At 34.1% G+C, this 16,579-nt stretch carries 15 protein-coding genes and 1 tRNA gene; 6 read left to right on the top strand and 10 right to left on the bottom strand.

Going from position 1 to position 16,579, the window contains the following annotated elements:
- Positions 1–123: 123 nt before the first annotated feature.
- The gene (locus OM075_RS11600; protein WP_301190682.1) at positions 124–2,622 is read left to right on the top strand and encodes an alpha/beta hydrolase family protein; all 2,499 of its coding nucleotides are present in this window, start codon (positions 124–126) and stop codon (positions 2,620–2,622) included.
- 87 nt (positions 2,623–2,709) lie between these two features.
- Here OM075_RS11600 and OM075_RS11595 read toward each other — a convergent pair whose 3' ends face one another.
- From OM075_RS11595 to OM075_RS11585, 3 genes are all read right to left on the bottom strand, one after another.
- On the bottom strand, positions 2,710–3,471 hold the full coding sequence (locus tag OM075_RS11595; protein WP_301190681.1) for a sulfite exporter TauE/SafE family protein: 762 nt from the start codon (positions 3,469–3,471) through the stop codon (positions 2,710–2,712).
- Between the two features lie 128 nt (positions 3,472–3,599).
- Positions 3,600–3,671, bottom strand: a tRNA-Arg gene (locus OM075_RS11590).
- A gap of 127 nt (positions 3,672–3,798) precedes the next feature.
- A complete protein-coding gene (locus OM075_RS11585; protein WP_301190680.1) occupies positions 3,799–3,990 on the bottom strand; it encodes a cold-shock protein in 192 nt (63 codons plus the stop codon).
- A 386-nt stretch (positions 3,991–4,376) separates the two neighbouring features.
- Between OM075_RS11585 and OM075_RS11580 the strand changes: the two genes are divergently transcribed.
- Together OM075_RS11580 and OM075_RS11575 are read left to right on the top strand one after the other, a co-directional pair.
- Positions 4,377–4,628: a Nif11-like leader peptide family natural product precursor gene (locus OM075_RS11580; protein WP_301190679.1), complete on the top strand. Its 252-nt coding sequence runs from the start codon at positions 4,377–4,379 to the stop codon at positions 4,626–4,628.
- A gap of 22 nt (positions 4,629–4,650) precedes the next feature.
- Positions 4,651–4,965 (top strand): hypothetical protein, encoded by a 315-nt coding sequence (locus OM075_RS11575; RefSeq protein WP_301190678.1) that lies wholly within the window; start codon positions 4,651–4,653, stop codon positions 4,963–4,965.
- Between the two features lie 54 nt (positions 4,966–5,019).
- On the opposite strand, the gene OM075_RS11570 is transcribed toward OM075_RS11575, so the two are convergent.
- The 3 genes from OM075_RS11570 to OM075_RS11560 all read right to left on the bottom strand — a co-directional run bounded on the left by OM075_RS11570 (position 5,020) and on the right by OM075_RS11560 (position 7,785).
- Positions 5,020–6,360, bottom strand: a complete 1,341-nt coding sequence (locus OM075_RS11570) for a deoxyguanosinetriphosphate triphosphohydrolase (RefSeq protein ID WP_301190677.1) — start codon at positions 6,358–6,360, stop codon at positions 5,020–5,022.
- 2 nt (positions 6,361–6,362) lie between these two features.
- The gene (locus tag OM075_RS11565) at positions 6,363–7,079 is read right to left on the bottom strand and encodes a M48 family metallopeptidase (protein ID WP_301190676.1); all 717 of its coding nucleotides are present in this window, start codon (positions 7,077–7,079) and stop codon (positions 6,363–6,365) included.
- Positions 7,080–7,170: 91 nt separating this feature from the next.
- Positions 7,171–7,785, bottom strand: coding sequence for a hypothetical protein (locus OM075_RS11560; protein WP_301190675.1), 615 nt, complete (start codon positions 7,783–7,785; stop codon positions 7,171–7,173).
- A 262-nt stretch (positions 7,786–8,047) separates the two neighbouring features.
- On the opposite strand from OM075_RS11560, the gene OM075_RS11555 reads away from it, so the two are divergent.
- Positions 8,048–10,501: an FAD-dependent oxidoreductase gene (locus OM075_RS11555; RefSeq protein WP_301190674.1), complete on the top strand. Its 2,454-nt coding sequence runs from the start codon at positions 8,048–8,050 to the stop codon at positions 10,499–10,501.
- Between the two features lie 125 nt (positions 10,502–10,626).
- On the opposite strand, the gene OM075_RS11550 is transcribed toward OM075_RS11555, so the two are convergent.
- From OM075_RS11550 to OM075_RS11540, 3 genes are all read right to left on the bottom strand, one after another.
- Positions 10,627–11,508, bottom strand: coding sequence for an NAD kinase (locus tag OM075_RS11550; RefSeq protein ID WP_301190673.1), 882 nt, complete (start codon positions 11,506–11,508; stop codon positions 10,627–10,629).
- Positions 11,509–11,611: 103 nt separating this feature from the next.
- Positions 11,612–13,009, bottom strand: coding sequence for a POTRA domain-containing protein (locus tag OM075_RS11545; protein WP_301190672.1), 1,398 nt, complete (start codon positions 13,007–13,009; stop codon positions 11,612–11,614).
- A gap of 158 nt (positions 13,010–13,167) precedes the next feature.
- Positions 13,168–13,833, bottom strand: a complete 666-nt coding sequence (locus OM075_RS11540) for a CBS domain-containing protein (RefSeq protein ID WP_301190671.1) — start codon at positions 13,831–13,833, stop codon at positions 13,168–13,170.
- Positions 13,834–14,014: 181 nt separating this feature from the next.
- Here OM075_RS11540 and OM075_RS11535 point away from each other — a divergent pair, with 181 nt between their 5' ends.
- Together OM075_RS11535 and OM075_RS11530 are read left to right on the top strand one after the other, a co-directional pair.
- Positions 14,015–14,731, top strand: a complete 717-nt coding sequence (locus OM075_RS11535) for a pyridoxine 5'-phosphate synthase (protein WP_301190670.1) — start codon at positions 14,015–14,017, stop codon at positions 14,729–14,731.
- Between the two features lie 20 nt (positions 14,732–14,751).
- On the top strand, positions 14,752–15,561 hold the full coding sequence (locus OM075_RS11530; protein ID WP_301190669.1) for an alpha/beta fold hydrolase: 810 nt from the start codon (positions 14,752–14,754) through the stop codon (positions 15,559–15,561).
- Positions 15,562–15,854: 293 nt separating this feature from the next.
- On the opposite strand, the gene OM075_RS11525 is transcribed toward OM075_RS11530, so the two are convergent.
- Positions 15,855–16,577 (bottom strand): 3'-5' exonuclease, encoded by a 723-nt coding sequence (locus tag OM075_RS11525; protein WP_301190668.1) that lies wholly within the window; start codon positions 16,575–16,577, stop codon positions 15,855–15,857.
- Positions 16,578–16,579 lie beyond the last annotated feature (2 nt).

The following is a 16,579-nucleotide window of genomic DNA, read 5'->3' as shown; positions in this document are numbered from 1 at the left end:
TGAGTATGGGGTTTTGTATAAAAAATAGACAAAATTCCAATACATGACATTTGTAATTATGGGGGAGATGTAAAAATTATACTTTTATCTGAGGATTATATAGAATTAATTAATAGATATAGAATGATAAGATATTTTATTTTATTCATGGTTTTAACTTCCACCATGTTTGTTGATGCTCAGATTGAGAAGGATTGTAAGGAATGGAAAGTATCAAGTCCAATACAACTGCATTTGCCTGTTTTTGCTGAAATAGGTTCGGTTGATGGAAAGGTTTTTGATCGTTTGGAATTGCTTTCCAATACTAAAGTAAGCAATACAAGTGCTATTTCACTTATTAAACAAGATGATTCGTTTGATGTTCCTGGAATAGATTCTAAAAATCAATTGGTAGAATTAACAGGATATGTTTCCGTATCACAGTGGCTTGAGGCAAAAATTAAAATCAAATCCAATAGTATTTATGAAGTTTATCTTGATGGTGAAAAATGTAAAACAGTTTCTAAACCTAATGAAGAAATCAATATTCCTGTAAAACTTCAAACAGGAAAACACCAGATAATCATCAAGGCTTTAAGTGTTGATGAAAATCTTACAATGCAGGCTTCGTATGTTGTAGAGGAAGAATTAACTCAAGCTATTGCCTGGTCGGTTGATGCACAAAGAACCATGACTATTCATGACTTATTGGATGGAGTAAGTGTTCAAAATTTAAAAATATCTCACTCGGGCAATTATGCACTTGTACAGATGAGTGATGTAATGAAAGGAACCGGCAAAAAGCAGCAAATTACCCATATCATTGATCTAAACGAAAATAAGGTGGTTTATAAAGTTCGAAATTTTGCCTATAATTTAAGCTGGTTACCAAAGTCTGATCGATTGTCCTATCTAATAAAAAATGATCAGGGAACTTCACTTTTTGTATATGATATAATGTCAGGAAAAGAAGCGTGTATCTCCGAAAATATTGATGACATGTATCTTTCTCAGTGGTCGCCAAACGAGGATTTTGTTATTTTATCAAAAACTATAAAGGCAGATAAACCTGGTGATTTGAAACGTATATTTGGAAATGATGATCGTCTGCCTTACTTCAGAAATCGTACAAATTTGTATTTGCTTCATACAGAAAATGGTTTGATTCAGCCTTTAACAGCAGGTAATCTTTCTGCAAATCTAAATGATATCAAACCTGATGGTAGTAAAATTTTGTTTTCTACAACTGAAATGGATTATCAAACCACTCCTTTCTATCGTCAGGATATGTATGAGTTGAGTCTGAAAACTTTTGAGTTGGACACACTGTGGAAAGATGAACTTTATGGTTGTTATTGTAAATATTCTCCGGATGGACAAAAACTTTTAGCTATGGGATCAGCAAAAGCTTTTGGAGATCTGGGCCTTAAAATAACCAATGGACATTTGCCAAATAGTTTTGATAATCAGTTATACATCTATAACCTGGCACAGAAAAAGGCCACTGTCTTAACTAAAGATTTTTCACCTTCAATAAACGGAGCAAAATGGTTTGATAATAATATCATTTATACTCAGGTCACTGAACGTGATGGTGTGAATTTATATGTGTGTGATGTTTCAAAAAGTAGTTTCACAAAAATTGATCTTCCGGTAGAAGTGTTAGATGACTTTGATTTTGCTTACGATAAGCAGATCGCTATTTTTAATGGTACGAGTATTTCTACACCGGAAAAGGTCTACACCATAAACCTGAAAAATAAAAAATATACAGAACTAGACTTCCCCAAAGAACAGACATATAGATATATTGCTTTTGGTAAATCAGAAAAGTGGACATTTGAAAATAAAAGCGGTTTAACAATAGATGGAAGAGTATATTATCCGGTAAATTATGATCCATCAAAAAAGTATCCTTTGATTGTTTATTATTATGGAGGAACATCGCCGACAGATAGAAGCTTTGGAGGTAGATATCCTAAAAATATTTGGGCAGCCAATGGTTATATGGTTTATGTTTTACAACCAAGTGGAGCAACTGGTTACGGACAAAACTTCTCTGCATTACATGTAAACGGATGGGGAAAAGATGCTATTGATGATATTATAGACGGTACCAAAGCGTTTTTAAAGAGTCATCCAACAGCAGATGCAAAAAACGTAGGTTGCATTGGAGCTTCCTATGGTGGATTTACTACAATGATGCTGCAAACTCGTACTGATATTTTTAAAACAGCTATTGCTCATGCTGGTATAAGCGACATTTCAAGTTATTGGGGTGAAGGTTATTGGGGTTATTCATATAGTTCGGCAGCAGCCACTGGTAGTTATCCTTGGAATAGAAAGGATATTTATGTGGAGAATAGTCCGCTCTTTAATGCCGATAAATTCCAGAATTCAATATTGTTATTGCATGGTACAAGTGATACAAATGTTCCGGTAGGAGAGAGTTTGCAGTATTATGCAGCTTTGAAAATACTAGGAAAGGATGTGGAAATGGTTTTAATTGACGGTGAAAACCATCATATACTAGATTATAAAAAACGGATTAAATGGAATGATACCATTATTGCGTGGTTTGATAAAGTACTAAAAGATCAGTCCGGCCAATGGAGTAACATGTATCCGGATAAAAAGCTATAAGCCAATTTTGATTATTTAATTTATTGATGTTGATCCCACACTGGTAGTTGTTTATAACAAAACTGGTGTGGGTTTATTTTTTAAATGCTATTTGAAAAATAACATGATAGCAGAAATTGTAATTACACCCATTACAAATATCCTGTAAGCTTTTTCAGGAATCAGTTTTACCACTCTTTTGCCAATAAAAGCTCCAATAATTAATACTGGCAAACATACCAGGTTCAATTGAAAGGTTTCCATGGTAATAGATTTCCAATAAACAACATGTATTGGTACTTTGATGAGATTAAGTACTAAATAAAAGTATGCCCCAGTGCCGATAAAGGTATCTTTAGGTAAGCGCATACTCATCAGGTATAAATTAAAGATAGGACCAGCAGCATTGCCTATCATTGTAGCAAAACCACCTGATAAACCTAATGAAGACGAGAACCATTTCTTTTTAGTAAGATCTACAGAACCATTAATTACATCTCTGTAAACAAGTATGGCCAAGCAAATAAGAATGGCTATTGCAATTGTGGTTCTAAACTGATCGTCGTTTACATATTTTCCAACAAAAACAGCTAATACAATTCCAATAATGGCCCACGGAAGAAGTTTCTTGATGTATTTCCATTCAGCGCTTCTTCTGTAATATATTACAGCAAATGTGTCGCCAAATATTAAAAAGGGTAGAAGTATTCCCACAGAAGCCATTCCACCATATAAATGGGCTAAAATAGGAATGTTGATCATCGCAAATCCTTTTAATCCACTTTTACTTAATCCGGCAACAAGCGCACAGAGAATGGTTAACCACCAGGTAGTCCAATCTGTATTTAAAGGATTTAATAATGCTTCCATATAGAAAACAAAGGAAAGGTTTATTTGTGAAAATGCCTAAGAATTCATTTTATTTAAGCTTTTTAATGAAATGGAGGGGGTAAAATAAAAAAATGCTGAATTTCTATAAGAAATCAGCATTTAATCAGTAGCCCCAACTGGACTCGAACCAGTATCTATTGTTTAGGAAACAACTATTCTATCCCTTGAACTATGAGGCCATCCCTTTATGTGGGTGCAAATATAAAAAAAAAGTGGAAATCTTGCCCTTGAAAATGGTATAAACCAAAAAACCCCGCTTATTAAGCGGGGTTTGGACTCTTGCGTACTAATTATATTGAAATATCGTTATGCCAACTTTACATTAACCGCATTTAATCCTTTTCTACCTTCTTTTAATTCAAAGGTAACTTCGTCGTCTTCTTTGATTTCATCAATAAGACCAGTTACATGTACAAAATACTCGTTGTTTGAGTCGTTGTCTTTAATAAATCCAAAACCTTTTGAATCATTAAAGAATTTTACTTTTCCTTCTTTCATAATAAAATTAAATAAATACTATGCTACAAATGTATCATTAAAAGTTGGATATCAACTATAAATTTCAAAAAACATCATTTTTTTTTTGATTTATTTTAATGAAGTATAACAAATTGATAAATAGAAAGTAACGTATTTTTTATTCAGATACATATTATATATATAGGAAAATCGGACGAATGAAATATAAAAGTAAAATTTTCATATCGCTTTTATATTTATCTGGCTCAGTTTAGGTATGGATGTTGCACTATTATATGAAAGCATTACAATAGTTCTGTAATGCTTATGAAAACTGGGATTTTGAGGAAAAAGGAATATTACAAAATGGTAATAAACCGGGTGAAAAAATACAAAAATGTAGGATTTTAAAAAAAGGAGGAGCCATGTCTGTTCAAAATGCAAAAAATTTAATAAAAAAAGTACAAACGGATGCAGCTTTCAGAAAAGAGATGTATCTGGTAAAAGGAGTTGAGGGATTCAACCAGTTTATTGCTGAAAAGGATTTGGCTTTTGACGAGAACGAATTTGAAGATGCCTATAATATGATGGTACTTCAATGCCAGTTAGAAAAGGATCACGACGAATTGGAAAACGTTGTTAACCTGATAAAATTAATAGTTGCAGATAATAGATAATAAACATTTAAATGGAATCATTATGAGCTTAGGATTTAGACCACTTGGACATGTGATGGAAATATTGGAATCAGTAGGATTACCAGTTTCTTATAGTTATGAAGATTTAGTGTTTGTAGAAAATAATTCGTTATTGGTGCAATTTAATGACGCTAATGAAAAGCAACTTCTATTGTATTTTAATAATGATTTAGATGGAAATGTTGCTAAAGAAATTGAGTTAATATTAATGGATGCTGCTTTAGATAAGGGGTTTCAGTTTGTTAATTCAGGTAAGTACAAAATCCGCCAAAAGGATGAGGCTAAAGAAGAATTGGAGTTGATTTTTTTGAATTAGATAATGGGGAAAGGTAGATGGATATAGTCCCTCAATGCTATATCCATCTCTTTCTTAAAATCTTTTATCGGCCAGGCCAATCCCGTTAATTTTCCGGTACAAGTCTAATGCATAAATGTCTGTCATACCGCTGATGTAGTCTAAAACAGATTGCAGTTTTTCGTATGCAGTAGCTTCTTGCGATACTTTGTATTGTTCCGGAATAAAGGGTAAAAGCATTTCTGAATATTTATCATTTGGATTTAGAATAGCTCTTGAATACTCATGCAATAGCGAACCGAGAATCTTAAATCCAGAAATTTCAATTTCTACTACCGAAGGATGTCTGTATATTTTCTTAAAAGATAAGTCAGCACAGTATTTCATTGCTTTGTTAGTATTTCCTTCCAAATACTTGGTAAGACTACCTTCAAACGCTCCATTCATAATTTTATCGTAATTATTGATGAAAACCTGAGTGCATTGAGCCACTAGTTTTCCAATTACTGAAGCTCTTATAAAAGCAATCTGTTCATTAATATCTGTTACTTCTTCACTGACTGATGCAATTCGATCTCTGGTACCTTTGTCTTCATCATCATTTAAAAAAGACATCAAAATATCTTTGGTTTGTTGTGTATCCAGTATTTTAAGTTTGTGTGCATCTTCAACATCCATAATCTGGTAGCAAATATCATCAGCTGCTTCTACAAGATAAACCAATGGATGTCGGCAATAAACACCGGGTTCCTTTTCTATCAAACCAAGTTCCTGAACCACACGATGAAACATTTCCTTTTCCGATTGAAAATATCCATATTTCTTTTTGGTTGTTTGTCCTGATGCATAAGGATATTTCAGAATAGAAGCTACAGATGAATAGGTAAGCGAAAAACCTCCTTTTCTTCTGCCATTAAACTGATGTGTTAGTAACCTGAATGCATTGGCATTACCTTCAAATTCAGTGAGGTCATTCCATTCTTCCTCAGTAAAAGGATACTGATCTTTTAGTTTTTTACCTTCGCCCTCCTTAAAGTAGTGAGATAAAGCCGATTCACCAGAATGGCCAAAGGGAGGATTTCCCATGTCATGAGCCAAACATGCTGTAGCTACAATGGAACCAATCTCATGAATTAAATCGTTATCAAGACCTTTTTCCGAAATTAAGAACTCCGTTAAATTATGCCCAAGAGATCGTCCAACACTGGCAACTTCGAGGCTGTGCGTTAATCTGTTGTGCACAAAAATACTTCCGGGTAGTGGGAAGACCTGGGTTTTATCTTGCAATCTTCTGAATGGTGAAGAGAATATTAAACGGTCATAATCTCTTTGAAACTGAGTTCTATGATGTTTGGTATCGTTAATTCTATCTTCCTGACCTGTTCTTTTAACAGATAACAGTTGGTTCCAGTTCATAATTAATATATTACAGTTCGATAGTTCTTCATTTCTTTATCAAGCATTTTCGCTTTTCCATCTGTAACTTTGTTCATCAATCCCCAAAAACCTGGGCCATGGTTTTTCTCCACAGTATGACAAAGTTCGTGCAATAGTACACTGTCTATTAAATGATCGGGAAGGCGCATCAAATGTAAATTTAAATTGATGTTATTTACATGAGAACAGCTTCCCCAGCGCGATTTTAGATTTTTAATAAACACCCTGTTGTAATGAAATCCATGAATTTTAGCAAGTTGGTGTAATCGATGAGGCAGATAATTTTTTGCTGAAACTCTCAAGGCTTCCTCAATACCATATCGAATATGTTCCTGAATAGTTGTTGATTTTACATCGTGTTGATGTGGATATTCTACAGATAAAATACCTTGTCGCAAATGAATCCTCACATTTTGAATAGGAGCTTTCTGAATTTTTAAGGCAAAGGAGCGTGTTTTAAATTCAGTGGATTCATCAAAAATGGTCAGGTCATTCTCCTTTTCTTTTATTTTAGCCAGGTTTTCTAAAATCCATCCACGGTTAGCATTAACAAAAGAAAGTGCCTCTCTTGGATGCGTTGTTGCAGGAACAACTACCTTTATGGGTTCAAAAGGTTTGAGCTTAATGGACAGCCGTTTAGCTTTCTTACTCAATTGAAAAAAGACGGGTCCAACTCCTTTTATTTCTACTAACTCCATGTATGCAAAGAAAGTGAATAAAAAGGTAAATAAAAATATAGATCGATTAACTCGTGGTACGACTTTAAGTCGCACCACGAGTTAATCACACCTACCGAAAAGTAAGGCCATACTCCATGATAGCATCCTTGTTTATCAGGTTTCCGTTTCTTAAGTTCAAAACATCTTTTGCCGAAGAATAATCCCAATCTGAAGCTTTGCATACTATTCCTGCAGCTACAGGATTGTTTAATATGTAATAAAAACAAATCTGTGGATATTGGTTTTCTGGAGATTGTAATGGGATGACGTAACCAGAATCTGAGTTAAAAAAAGAAGGAGTGATGTGATCAGCGTAAGTGATGCATTCCGCTTTTGTTTCTTTTCGGAATAAGCTTCCGGTTCGGTTGTATCGCTTATTAATTGCATTTGTGTAAGATCTTAACATTAGGCCAATTGATTGGTTTAAAGTTCTGTTTTTTGTACCGAGGGCTTCGCTTTGAGCGAAACCCTCGGTGTTGGCTGTCGTTAATTCTACCTTATTCACTCTAACCATCAAATGAAAATGATTTGGCATTAAGCACCAGGCAAGTATATCGCAATAAGGTAAAATATGAATTCTGATTTTATTCAAGAAGAATAAGTAATTTTTGCTTTCAAAGAAGATTTGTTGTCTGTTATTCCCTTGGTTGTAGATGTGGAATAAATGGTTGGTTTGGAATTTCATAAAAAGTTAATCGAGTGATGATTCTCTCTAAATTATTAAAACTATTTCAAAATCATCTATTTGTATCCATGTTTTTATCTAGTGCTTCGCCATTAGCGAACCCCTTGATTAACATTCTGATTTGTTAACAATAGGTTAAATCATATCGAAGTGTTCAATAACATAAATATGCAAATAAATAGATATAGAAATATAACTATATTTGCAGCTTTAAAATTTTACCAGGATAGAGATAAAAAATAACTATAATATATAAATCAAAATGAAGTACTTAATTGTTGGAGGTGTTGCAGGAGGAGCTACTACTGCAGCCAGGTTGAGAAGAATTGATGAGAAGGCTGAAATCATCATGTTTGAAAAAGGACCGCATATTTCATATGCCAATTGTGGTCTTCCGTATTACATTGGAGGAGTCATAAAAGAGCGTGAAAAGCTTTTGGTTCAAACTCCAGAATCTTTTGGATCGCGCTTTAATATTGATATCCGTGTATTTTCAATGGTAACTTCTGTTGATCCAAACAAGAAGGAGATTACTGTAAAATCTATTAAAACCGGAGATGTTTATACGGAGTCGTATGATAAATTAGTGCTTTCTCCAGGAGCCACACCTGTAAAACCTCCAATTCCAGGAATTGAGTTACCTAATATATTTACTTTAAGAAATGTAGAGGATACTGATAAAATTAAATCATTTGTTGATGATAAAACGCCTCGTTCAGCAGTTGTTGTTGGCGCTGGTTTTATCGGACTGGAAATGGCTGAAAATCTGCATCACAGAGGTGTAAAAGTATCGGTTGTTGAAGCAGCTCCGCAAGTGATGAATATGATGGATAGTGAGATAGCAGCTCCATTGCATCATCATTTTAAAGAAAAGGAAGTTGGTTTATTTTTAGAAGATGCTGTTAAAGAATTTAAGCAAGTAGGCAATTTAATTGAGGTTTCTTTATCAAGCGGCAGAATTATTCAGGCTGATTTTATTATTCTTTCTATTGGAGTTCGTCCTGATACTACTTTAGCTAAAGATGCAGGTTTAAAAATTGGAGAAACAGGTGGTGTATGGGTAGATGATTACCTGCAAACTTCTGAAAAAGATATTTATGCTGTTGGTGACAGTATTGAGTTTCCACATCCAATTACAAAAAAGCCAACTATCGCGTTTTTAGCAGGTCCGGCAAATCGTCAGGGAAGAATTTTGGCAGATAATATGGTTTACGGACATAATCGTAAATACAAAGGTTCCATAGGAACTGCTATTGCCAAGGTTTTTGATATGACTGCCGGTATTACCGGAATGACGCATCGTGGATTGAAAGCAGCTGGTATTAAACACGATTGTACTATTGTTCATGCAGGTTCACATGCCGGTTATTATCCGGGATCTATGCAAATGATGCTTAAAATTAGCTTCGATCCTAAGTCTGGTAAACTTTATGGTGGACAGGTGATTGGGTACAAAGGTGTGGATAAACGTTTGGATCTTTTGGCTACAGTTATTAAAAATGAAGGTACTATCTATGATTTACAAGAAATTGAGCATGCTTATGCACCGCCATTTAGTTCTGCAAAAGACCCTGTAAATCAGGCTGGATACAATGCTGAAAATATCATCAAAGGATTATTTAAGCCTTTGTCGCCTTTTAAATTTCATAAAAGAATTAAAAAGGAGTGCTTTGTAATAGATATTCGTACTCCTGAGGAAGTTTCTATTGAGGCTATTGAAGATTCAGTAAATATTGAGTTAGATAAATTACGAGAAAATTTAGATCGTATTCCGAAAGATAAAAAGATTATGATCTATTGTGGTGTTGGTTTACGTGGGTATGTAGCTGCTCGTATTTTAAAACAAAACGGATTTGAAGATGTGTACAATCTTTCAGGAGGTTTAAAGGTGTACAAGCAGGCGATGGCTGAACAATCAAATGCTATTTTCTTTTCAGAGGTTGAACAGGAAAAAAAGGAAGAAGTGGAAATGCCAAGTATAAATGTTAAGGCAATGGCTGTTGATGCATGCGGATTGCAGTGTCCGGGGCCAATATTGAAGTTGAAAGAGAGTATTGATGCAATTGAGTATGGTGATCGCCTGGAAGTTACAGCTACCGATCCAGGATTTTATAATGATGTGGCCTCGTGGTGTAAAGTAACGGGAAACCGTTTGGTAAAGCGTGAAAATAATGCAGGCGAGATTACTGCTATTATTGAAAAGTTTAAGAAAGATACTGATAATAGTACCCTTTTAAAAGCTGATGCCGACCATAAAACAATGGTTGTTTTTAGTGATGATATGGACAGAGCTCTTGCTTCGTTTGTAATTGCCAATGGCGCTGCCAGTATGGGTAAAAAGGTAACAATGTTCTTTACTTTCTGGGGATTAAATGTGATTAAAGATGTAAACCGACCAAAAGTGAAAAAGGATATGATGGGCAATATGTTTGATAAAATGATGCCTGGTCATGCCGGAAAGCTGAAGCTTTCGAATATGAATATGGGAGGTATGGGACGTAGAATGATGAAGCTACGTATGAAAGACAAAAATGTTGATGCGCTGGAAACTATGATTCAACAAGCGAAAGCCAGTGGAATTAATATGATTGCCTGTCAGATGAGTATGGATATTATGGGTGTTCAGAAGGAAGAGTTGATTGAAGGTGTAAACATTGGTGGTGTAGCTAACTACCTTGAAGAAGCTGAACAGTCAAACCTAAATTTATTCATCTAATATTTGACTGATTTTTAGATTTATATAAGTTAATTTTTGCAAGGTTTTACATTTTGTAATCCTAGGTTGTTAATGTTAAACCACGAGTTTCAAAATATAATTTTGAGATTCGTGGTTTTTTCATGTTAATAATTTCTTTTATCAGCTCCCCACATTAATTTGTTGCGTAAAGTGGCATAATAATTAATGCCAGGCAGGTCAACCAGTTTAATTGAAAATGGTGCTTTTTGTATATTTAACTCCAGCGATTCTTCAAAAATTTCACTTCTTGAATCCAATGTTGCCAGGTAAGTGTCTGATCGACCTTCAACTTTAAGTGTAATATTTAGGTTGTTGGGAACAACCATTGGTCGTACGGTTAAGTTATGTGGAGCTATTGGTGTAATAACGTGGCATTGAGCTTTGGGGTGAATAATAGGTCCGCCAACACTTAATGAATAGGCTGTTGAACCAATAGCAGTTGCAACAATTAATCCATCTGCCCAATACGAATTTAAAAACTGACCATCCAAATAAGTATGAATACTTATCATGGAAGCAGAATCCCTTTTCTGAACTGCCAATTCATTTAGTCCGATATTAAGATCTCCAAAAAGATTGTTCTCCGTTTTTAATTGCAGGAGTTCAACTTCATTGATCTTATAATTTCCAGAAAAGATGTGGTTTATCGCATTGTTAATATCCTCCTCTGAAATATCAGCTAAAAAACCAAGTCTTCCGCTGTTAATACCAACAATCGGAATGTTAGAATCCTTAACTAAAGTAATGGCATTTAGAATAGTACCATCTCCACCAATACTTAAAAACAAATCAATGCCCTTTAATTCATCGCTGTTTGCAAATACTTTAAATTCAAAGGCTGCAATATCAAATTTCTGAAAAAGAAAATCATAAAAAGGCTTATAAATAATGATGTCAGCCTGATGGTCTCTGAGCTTTTTAAAAAGGCTGATACAACTATCTTTAAATAAATCTGAAAATTGTTTGCCAAAAATTGCGATCCGCATATGTGAGTTATTAGTAATTAAATTGTTTTATGTGGTGCTGTTGTAATTTATGTGCTCAAAAGTAATCAGGTAATTTAGTGCGTCAAAATAAAACATTAAAAAACTACATGGCAAGGTTAAGGTGAATGTAAAATCCTTTAATACCGATGCTGTTGATGGCATAATTTACAGATAAAACCTTGTCGTAATAAGTTACTAAATCTACGCCAAGTCCATAGCTGTATAACAGGGAGTTGCTCAATGAATTAGAAATGTTCGGGTGTTGTTTATGAACATATCCGGCATCAAAAAATGGTTTAACGTAAACTGCATAGTGTAGTTTTGAGAATTGATTGAGATTAATAAAGTTAATGTAAGCAGTTTTGGTTGGTATTAACTCAAATAAAAATTTATTTTTTACATAACCATAATTGTCACTTTCGATGACATTGTATTCAAATCCATTTAAAAACTCTTTGTATCCCAATCCATTACTGATTACAAAAGGGTTGTTGTTATTTGAATTGGCAATTCCACCAAAGCTGGCTCCATAATAAAGTCGTTTCCTGATTTTTCCGTATTGCTGAAAAAGTAATTTTAAAGAAAAATTGTTGATGTCGTTGTTTATAATGCCTAATCCGTTTCGAGCCAGGCAGCCTTCAAACATATTTCCTTTTAAAGGATAAGTTTTTGAATCTCTTAAATCTAAATTATACTTATATGCCAGAGAAAGGTAATTTAAAAAGTTACTGCCGTTGGCCAGGTAGTTAGGGTTTAATAGAGCTAGGGTATCTTTAATGTTATAAGAATTGTAGCTTAAAGTCAGTCTGTGACGATTAAAAAATCCGTGGCGATAGTGTAAATATAAATCAGAGGCTACCTGTTGTTCTATAAATGAATTACTGGTTTTAAAATAAATCGCTTTATTGTCCAATATGCCATACGAAACCTGGTTCTGAGCAGCATAATTAAATGAGGTTCCCCAGCCCAGTTTATTGTTTCTTTTAGCCGAAGAAAAGATGACTTCTACTTCGTTTAAATAGCCAACTCTTAGTTTGAGTTTTAATAATTCATTCATGCCTCTGAAGTTCTCTTGCTTCAGATAAATACCGTAATTCATTCTGCTCCAATCGCCATTATCCAAAAATGCACTAAAATTTCTGTCGGCATGTTCAAATAATGGCAATACCCAGGTGTACCATCGTTCATCTACCTTAATTTCAAAATCAACTTCCTTATTATTAGGGAAACTGTAATTGATATATACAAAATTGAAAAGAGAAGTGTTTAACAGATTTTGTCGGCTTTTTCCAATCAGATCATAAAAATCTGATTTTGCAATTCGGTCGCCTCTTTTAAATAGCAGTTCATTTCTGATGATTCTCGATCGTGTTTTTTTATCACCTGAAACCTTAATGGTATTTACAAAAATGGTGTCATTGACTTCTAACAGATCTGCTGAAGGATTATTAATAGAGAATGCGTCAAATCCAGAGAAGAAACTGAAGCATAAAAAAAGCATCCCAAATATGATATGTAAACCAAACACCTTCAAAAGCAAACCTTTTTCAAAAAACACACTTGTTCTTAATGTCTTTGATAAGCATTAAAAAGTGATTCGTATTGAAGTGTAGAACTACAATATTGAAAAACGTTTATTTTGCGGTTTACAAAGACAATCTAAACATCTAAATACCTGATTAGTGCGTCGTAATTTTTCTTAACAACTTCGTCAACAGTATTGTGCTCCGAATAGGATGCTGTTACTGTATAATCATATCTGTCAAACGCCCTTAAAACAGGACGAATATCTTCTCTGTTTAATTTAATTGTAATTTTTAAAGGCGAATTAGCATCTTTTTGATTCACGTAGAAGCTAAGAACCTTTGTATCTGCATCTTCAATTATTTGAGCTATCTCAGAAATAGAATATTCATAGGCCGGCATTTCAATTTCAATAATACCTCCCGGAGTATGAACAGCAATTAATTCTGCATAATTTTTTAATAAATCCGTTTGAGTAATCATACCCAAATATTCTTTATTTTCTGATAAAACCGGAATTACAGTAAGTTGCAGTCTGGATGCTATTTCAATTACAGAATAAATGTGTTGGTTGTAAAAAACATATGGTGCAGTAAGCGAAAGTTTGTGATTACCAAGAGGTTCCTCTGGTTTATTTAAATCAAAAATATCAGTGTCAGTTATTAAACCTAAAAACTCTTTGTTGTTTACAATAGGTAAATGAGACACTCTAAATACCTCCATCCAATTTAGGGCATCTAGCCCAGAATCAGAGGTTTTCAGTGCTGGAACTATATCTGATATCAAATCTTGTGCTAACATACAATGTGTTTCAAGAAATACTCTTAACTTTGCTGCGGGATGAACAATTAAGTTCTCCCCATTTTTTTATTACGACTTTGCTTAAATTTAGTTGCATATAAGTAAACAATCAAGTAATTGATAAGTTTATTTTTATATTTTGGATTAAAAAGCAAAGAATGTTGACTAAAATAAGGTTTTAATGACAAAACTGAGTGTAAATATTAATAAAGTGGCCACCCTAAGAAACTCAAGAGGTGGTGATATGCCAAATGTTGTAAAATCAGCTGTTGATGTTCAGTTATTTGGTGCAGATGGAGTTACAGTACATCCTCGTCCTGATGAAAGACACATTACGTATCAGGATGTTATGGATATTAAACCAATTATTAAAACAGAGTTTAACATTGAAGGGTATCCATCAAGAAACTTTATTGATTTGGTGAAAAAGGTAAAGCCTCACCAGGTAACCCTTGTTCCTGATCCACCAGAAGCTATAACTTCGAATGCTGGATGGGATACAATTAAAAATAAATCATTCTTACAGGAAATTATTTCAGAGTTTAGTGAATATGGAATTCGTACTTCTATATTTATTGATACTGATTTAGATAATATTTCAAATGCTGCAGCAACTGGTACTGATAGGGTAGAACTTTATACTGAGCCTTATGCAGCCATGTATGCAAAAGACAGAGAAAAGGCAATTGCTCCTTTTGTAGCTGCTGCGGAGATGGCTAAAAAAGTAGGATTAAAAATTAATGCTGGTCATGATTTAAGCCTGGAAAACCTAAAGTTCTTCTCAGAGAAAATTCCTTTCCTTGCTGAAGTTTCAATAGGTCATGCTTTAATTTGTGATGCACTTTATATTGGCCTTGAAAAAGCAGTTAAACTGTATAAAGAACAACTCAAGCGATAATCTGTTGTTTATAAATGACGATGGAGTTGTTTAGCAAACATATAGGTAATGGTGATAGAAACCTGATTATTATTCATGGACTTTATGGTTCATCAGATAATTGGTTGACTGTTTCAAAGTATCTTGAAGATATTTGTAATATCTACATCATTGACCAAAGAAATCACGGGCGTTCACCTCATTCTTCTGATATGAATTATGAGGTGATGGCTGATGATTTAAATCAATTTATGCAGCATGTAAATTTGCAATCTGCTATTATCATGGGGCATTCAATGGGAGGTAAAACAGCCATGCGTTTTGCCTTAAAATATCCGGATAAAGTTGATAAACTTTTGATTTTGGATATTGCACCTAAATCGTACGGAGGTTTTAGTAATTATGCTAAAATAACCAATGATCACGAGAGTATTGTAAAAGCACTCTTATCTGTAAATCCTACAGATTACAAATCCAGAAGTGAAATAGACAAGTATCTTAAGGATAAGATTCCCAATACTATGGTTCGTTCGTTTTTGCTAAAAAATATTGCAAGAAACGAAGATAAATCGTTGTATTGGAAATTAAATATTAAAGTTATATCAGATAATTTACATCGAATTATGGATGGATTTTCAGATATAGAAGGGCAGCTTGTTTTTCCTGAAGCAAAGGATGTTTACTTAATAAAAGGAGGAAATTCTCCCTACGTTCAGGAGGAAGATATGCAGCAGGTGCGTCGTTTTTTTCCTTCAGCTCAACTAACAACAATACCTGATGCCGGACATTGGCTTCATGCAGAACAAACAGAGTTGTTTGTAAAAACGGTACGTTATTTTATTGCAAATTAAACTGCTTTTATCGTTGAGGTAACACAGAGATATTTCTTCGAGTTCTTTGTGTGAAGCGAAGTGTTTGGGTGATCTTGTTGGTTATAAGTATATTAGAGGTGTGCTTCCCTAATTTTTTCATCTGAATAATTTACAATCGTATTTTCTCACCACAGAGACCACAGAGGTATATCACAGAGTAACATTTAGATATTTCTTTGAGCTCTTTGTGAGTAACATAGCGTCTAGGTGATCTCCGTTGTTCCAAGTATATTAGAGATGTACTTCCTTGTTCCTTTATCCCTGTTCCCTGACTATATCACTCTTTCAAAATAATCTTGTTCAATCAAAGGTTTGCCCATAAAGCGTAAAAGCAATTGAGCAGTAGCCAAAACATCTTTTTCGCAGTAAATAGCAATACGTTCAATGTCTTTTTCTTTGTAGTACACTTCTGCAACCTGACTGCCGTCAATGTCATCTTTAGGAGAAGGAATATTGAATATAGTAGTCAACAGATTTAGGGAAGTATAATGCTTATAATCTCCAAACTTCCATAAGTCCAGCGTATCAATAAATTTAATTTCCCAGGGCTTTTTACCAGCAATATTTAAACACTGTGGGAGCTTTAATCCATTAATCAGCATTCGGCGTGCAATATATGGGAAATCAAATTCCTTGGCATTATGTCCGCACAGGTTATGGTTGGGACTTTTGCTCATAAAATGATCCAGCATATCCGAAAACTCCATTAGCAAACGTTTTTCATCTTCACCAGCAAAACTCTTCACTTTAAAGTGCATTTCACCTTTTACATGATGTATGATTCCTGCAGAAATACATACTATTTTTCCAAACTCAGCATAAATGCCGGCACGTTCATATATATCAGCAGGTGTTTCTTCATCTTTTAAGAAGTAAGCTGCCTTTTTATCCCATAACTGCTGCATAATCTCATCCTGATCTGCATAGTTTTCATGTTGAGGAACCGTTTCAATATCAATAAAAAGAATGTTTTCGGGAGCTAACTGGTCAAGCATAA

Origin of the sequence: Plebeiibacterium sediminum, assembly GCF_026013605.1 — a bacterium.
In the GTDB taxonomy this organism is placed as follows: domain Bacteria; phylum Bacteroidota; class Bacteroidia; order Bacteroidales; family Marinilabiliaceae; genus Saccharicrinis; species Saccharicrinis sediminus.
The sequence above is the reverse complement of the archived record's forward strand: the minus strand, read 5'-3'. Positions and strand labels throughout refer to the sequence as shown.